The 4,223-nt window shown below is 69.0% G+C and carries 4 protein-coding genes and 1 pseudogene; 1 reads left to right on the forward strand and 4 read right to left on the reverse strand.

Features of this window, described 5'->3' with window-relative positions; genetic code table 11:
- The 3 genes and pseudogenes from GRX66_RS16945 to GRX66_RS16955 form a co-directional block, all read right to left on the reverse strand.
- Positions 1–281: pseudogene (locus tag GRX66_RS16945) on the reverse strand (DUF63 family protein); the annotation flags it as partial.
- Positions 282–428: 147 nt separating this feature from the next.
- The gene (locus tag GRX66_RS16950; protein ID WP_159527568.1) at positions 429–1,373 is read right to left on the reverse strand and encodes a ribose 1,5-bisphosphate isomerase; all 945 of its coding nucleotides are present in this window, start codon (positions 1,371–1,373) and stop codon (positions 429–431) included.
- Between the two features lie 143 nt (positions 1,374–1,516).
- A complete protein-coding gene (locus tag GRX66_RS16955; RefSeq protein ID WP_159527569.1) occupies positions 1,517–2,152 on the reverse strand; it encodes an SOUL family heme-binding protein in 636 nt (211 codons plus the stop codon).
- Positions 2,153–2,421: 269 nt separating this feature from the next.
- Here GRX66_RS16955 and deoC point away from each other — a divergent pair, with 269 nt between their 5' ends.
- Positions 2,422–3,060: a deoxyribose-phosphate aldolase gene (gene deoC / locus GRX66_RS16960; protein WP_159527570.1), complete on the forward strand. Its 639-nt coding sequence runs from the start codon at positions 2,422–2,424 to the stop codon at positions 3,058–3,060.
- 40 nt (positions 3,061–3,100) lie between these two features.
- On the opposite strand, the gene GRX66_RS16965 is transcribed toward deoC, so the two are convergent.
- Positions 3,101–4,223: spermidine synthase (locus GRX66_RS16965; RefSeq protein WP_159527571.1), on the reverse strand; the 1,123-nt coding region annotated here is incomplete at its 5' end.

The following is a 4,223-nucleotide window of genomic DNA, read 5'->3' on the forward strand; positions in this document are numbered from 1 at the left end:
CGGTCCGCCGCGCGCGAGCACGTCGCGCCCGCGACGGCGAACGTCGTCGCGTACACGATCGGCGACCCGAAGAACGGCGCGACCGCGTCCGGGAACAACTGGAGCTGGAAGCAGACGTAGAGCGCGGACCCGAGCGCCATCCACGGCGCGAACGCCAGCACCGTCCGGTCGTCGACGCGAGGGCCGTCGTCGACGAGCAGCCATCCGACTGTGAGAACGGCCACCGCGACGACGAGGAGATGTGGGAGCGGCGGGAGCGCGAACCCGGTAGGCAAGACCATACCGGGAGGGCGCACGCGCGCCTTGAGAACTTTGTTATTCGGGTGCTCGCGGCCCCGGGTAGAGTTGTTCGGGCGCTCGCGGCCGCGGGTATTGGTAGTCGGGCGCTCGCGCCTCGGGGGATTCCCCGCCCCTGAGTCGCGAAGCCGTCACTCCTCCGCCCACGGCTCCGTGCCGCCCTCGCCGTAGAGCTCCCGCATCAGCGTGACGATGCTCTCGGGCGGGAACTGGCCGCGTTCGGTGACGATGGCGTCCACGTACCGGGGCGGCGTCACGTCAAACGCGGGGTTCTCGACGTCGACGTCGCCGAGGTCCGCGCGCTCGGCGTCCGAGAGGACTTCCGTCTCGTCGCGCATCTCGATCTCGACGGTGTGACCGGTGAGGGTGTCCGGGTGGAGTTTCAGCGTCTGCGCCGCGACCATTATGGGTACGCCACGCTCGCGGGCGGAAACGGCGAGCAGGCTGGTTCCGATCTTGTTGATGACGGAGCCGTCGGCGGCGATGGAGTCCGCGCCGACGACCACGTGGTCGACGTCGTCGAGGTACCGGCGCGCGGCGTTGTCCACGACCATCGTCACGGGGACGTCCCACTCCCGGAGCTGTTCGGCGGTGATGTGGCCCTGCTTGCGGGGCCGCGTCTCCTTGACGACGGCTTCGATGTCCTTGCCGTCCTCGAGGGCGGCCTCGACGCAGGCCAGCGCGTCCGTGGAGTGGCAGTGCGTCATGATGGTGTCGCCGTCCCGGAGGCGGTTCGCGCCGATGGCGCCGAGGTCGTCCTGTGCGCGGTCCAGTTGGTCGCGGAACTCCCCGGTGGCCTGCAGGGTCGAGGTCCGGAGGTCGTCGACCGACCGACCTTCCATCTCCTTGAGGACGTACCGGAGCGCGTTCGGCAGGCTGACCGCGGTCGGCCGGGTGTTCTTCAGGCGGCGGGCGGCCGTCCGCATCTCCTCGCGGAACGCAGCCGGCGTGTCGGCGTCGCTCTCGCTGGCCTGCGCTTCCAGCGCGTCAGCGGCGGCTCGAGCGATAGTGGCGGCACCCCGGACTTCCATCTCCGCGATGTCGTCGGCGGTGGTCTCGACCTCCGGTGCGAGCATGGCCGGCCGTAGGGGTCGCGGGTAAAAGGGATTGGCGTCCGCGTCCGCTCGGCTGTCGCAGTGGCGTCGGCGGCGTTCGTTCAGGTGTATCGAGGGCGTTCTTCCAGTGGCGACCACGGCGTTCGCGGCCCCTGTCTCGGAAGTCAGTCCACGTGGACGACCTCGACCGCCACCTCGTTTCGCCGCAGGATCGGCGGCGTCCAGGGGTCGTTGTACCGGAGGAGGAAGGGGTCGCCCAGCCGTTCGATGCCTTCGCGTTCGAGCGTGGACAGCAGGCTCCGGGCCCGTCGTTCGACCCGCCACTCCGGAGCGTACCACGAGAACCGGTCCACGGCGACCGTCTTCGGCGGTTCGCTGGCGAGTTCGACGCCAGGCTCGGTCGGTTCCGGGGCGGTTTCGATGGTGTACTCGGCCGGCAGGTAGAGCGCCATCCGCACCTCGTCGTCATCGCCGTCGGTGGCCCTCGACCGAACGGGCGCGGTCATCGCTACGGACGTTCCGCCCCGGGTCTCGACGGGTGCGGTCATCGAGATGGATTCGGTGCTCACGTTGGCGCCCGAGATGTACGCGAAGAGTCGACGGAACGCCCGTCGCTGGTTCGCTGCCGCGGTTTCGACGAGAACCGTCCGTGGATATCGTCGAAGTTCGATGCCGTCCACCGTTCGGAGCCGCTCGTAGGGCACGGTTTCGGTGGTCCGCGTCGAGTAGATGCCCCACCCGACCCAGCCGGCGACGATCACGCCGGCGCCGACGAGGGCTGCTTTGGTAGCCGGTCGCATACGGGAACTACGGTGTCGAGGGGGATTAACGACCCGCCGCAGCAGGCGCCAGCGCCCGAGTCCGGGGTCTCCAGGGGCGCGGTGAACCCCGACAGCGCGACCTGTCGTGGGTACGCGGACGGATTCGCGGTGTAGAGTGCAGTAGGTCTCGCGTCGCAGCTCTGGGCGTGCGCCACGGCTGTCGTCTCGCGTCGTTGATTCGGGACTGCAGCACGTCTCGCGCCGGTCTATCGCCATCATTTTACCGCGAACTCCCCGTTGCATTGGGTATGAACCGCGAAGACCTCGCCGCACGCATCGACCACACGGTGCTCGGCCCGGAAACGACGCCCGCCGACGTCGAGCGCGTCGTCGAGGAGGCGACGGAGTACGGCATGAACGTCTGCATCCCGCCCTGCTACGTCCGCGACATCCGGAGTCACGCGCCGGAGGACCTGACGATAGCGACCGTCGTCGGCTTCCCGCACGGCCAGCACGAACCGCACGCGAAGGCCAGCGAGGCCCGCGTGGCGTACGCCGACGGCGCCGACGAACTCGACGTCGTGACGAACGTCGGCCGCTTGAAGGCCGGCGAGCTCGATGCCGTAGAGGCGGACCTCGCGGCTGTCGTGGATGCCACCCCCCTCCCGGTGAAGGTCATCATCGAGACGCCGCTGTTGACCGACGAGGAGAAACACGACGCCTGCCAGGCCGCCGTCGACGCCGGCGCGGACATGGTGAAGACCGCGACCGGGTTCTCGGACGGCGGCGCGACCGTCCCCGACGTCGAACTGATGAGCGACTACCTCCCCGTGAAGGCCAGCGGCGGCGTCGGCGACTACGAGGACGCGCAGGCGATGTTCGACGCCGGCGCGGAGCGAATCGGCGCGTCCTCGGGCGTCAACATCGTCGAGACGTTCGAGGAGTGACGCGACTGCGGAACTGAGATAGTGGCTACGCCGGTCACCGTCACGCCGTAGCCCGGGCGACGTTGAGCTGACCATCGACGGATGGTCCGCCAACGGCTTCGCTGGTGGTCGTGGATTCGTTCTCGAGGACGACGTACTCCTTCCCGACCTGGCCCTGCAGGAGCGCGTCCACGGGCGCGTGCTCGTCTGTGAGCACCGGGACGTCGCTCGTGTCCACCTCGCTGGGCGGGGTGTAGTTCTGGACTTCGCCGGTGAGGTCGATGCCGACGTCTCGCTCCGCCGCGAGCGCCTCCAGTTCGGCCTGCGAGCGGGCCTGCCCCTTCGTCGCGACGAGTTCGATGTTCTGCAGTGAGTCCGTCTCGGACGTCGGGAACGCGTAGACGTTCGGGAACGCCTCCTGCATCGTCTTGAACTGCGCGCGGAAGAACTCCGAGCCGTCGCCAGAGCGGGCGCTGATGACGTTCGCGACGACGCTGCCGTCGTCGTCGAGGCGGTCGTTCACGAGGTCCATGAACTCCACGGTGGTGAGGTGGAACGGCACGGAACTGCGCTGGTAGGCGTCCAGTACGACGAGGTCGTACTCCTCGTCGGTGGATTCGAGGAACCGCCGGCCGTCCATCACGTGGATGTCGAAGTTCGGGCCCTCGCTGACGCCGAAGTGCGCGCGGGCGGCGTAGACGACGCCGGGGTCGATCTCCACGACGTCGATGTCGACGTCGTACTCGGCGGCGAACCGCTTCGGCCCGCTGAACCCGCCGCCGCCGACGAACAGGACGTCCTCGACGTCGTCGTCGTACAGCATCGGGATGTGGGCGTACTTGCTGTACTCGAAGACGTAGCCGTCGCGGCCGTCGGTGTAGGTCGCGGAGTGGCGGACGCCGTCGAGGTACAGCGTGCGGACGCCGTCGTCCTCGCCGACCCGGAGTTCGGAGTACGCGGTCTGGTCGGTGTAGATGGTGTCCTCGCCGACGTCCACGCCGTAGATGCCGACGACGGCCGCCGAGAACACGACCAGCACCGCCACCCCGATTTTGGCGGCGGCGAGCGGCGTCGGGTCCGCGACGACGACCGCGGCGGCGAGCAGCACGCCCCCGTAGAACGCGGCGATGGTGACGACGTCGAAGGCGGGGATCAGCACGAACGTCGTGCCGAACGACCCGAGG

This window comes from Halobacterium bonnevillei, assembly GCF_009831555.1.
Lineage (GTDB): Archaea > Halobacteriota > Halobacteria > Halobacteriales > Halobacteriaceae > Halobacterium > Halobacterium bonnevillei.

Coding starts and splice junctions, on each gene's coding strand:
- GRX66_RS16950 (WP_159527568.1), bottom strand. CDS start 1,373: ATGCTCGCACCGGAGGTCGAGACCACCGCCGACGACATCGCGGAGATG.
- GRX66_RS16955 (WP_159527569.1), bottom strand. CDS start 2,152: ATGCGACCGGCTACCAAAGCAGCCCTCGTCGGCGCCGGCGTGATCGTC.
- deoC (WP_159527570.1), top strand. CDS start 2,422: ATGAACCGCGAAGACCTCGCCGCACGCATCGACCACACGGTGCTCGGC.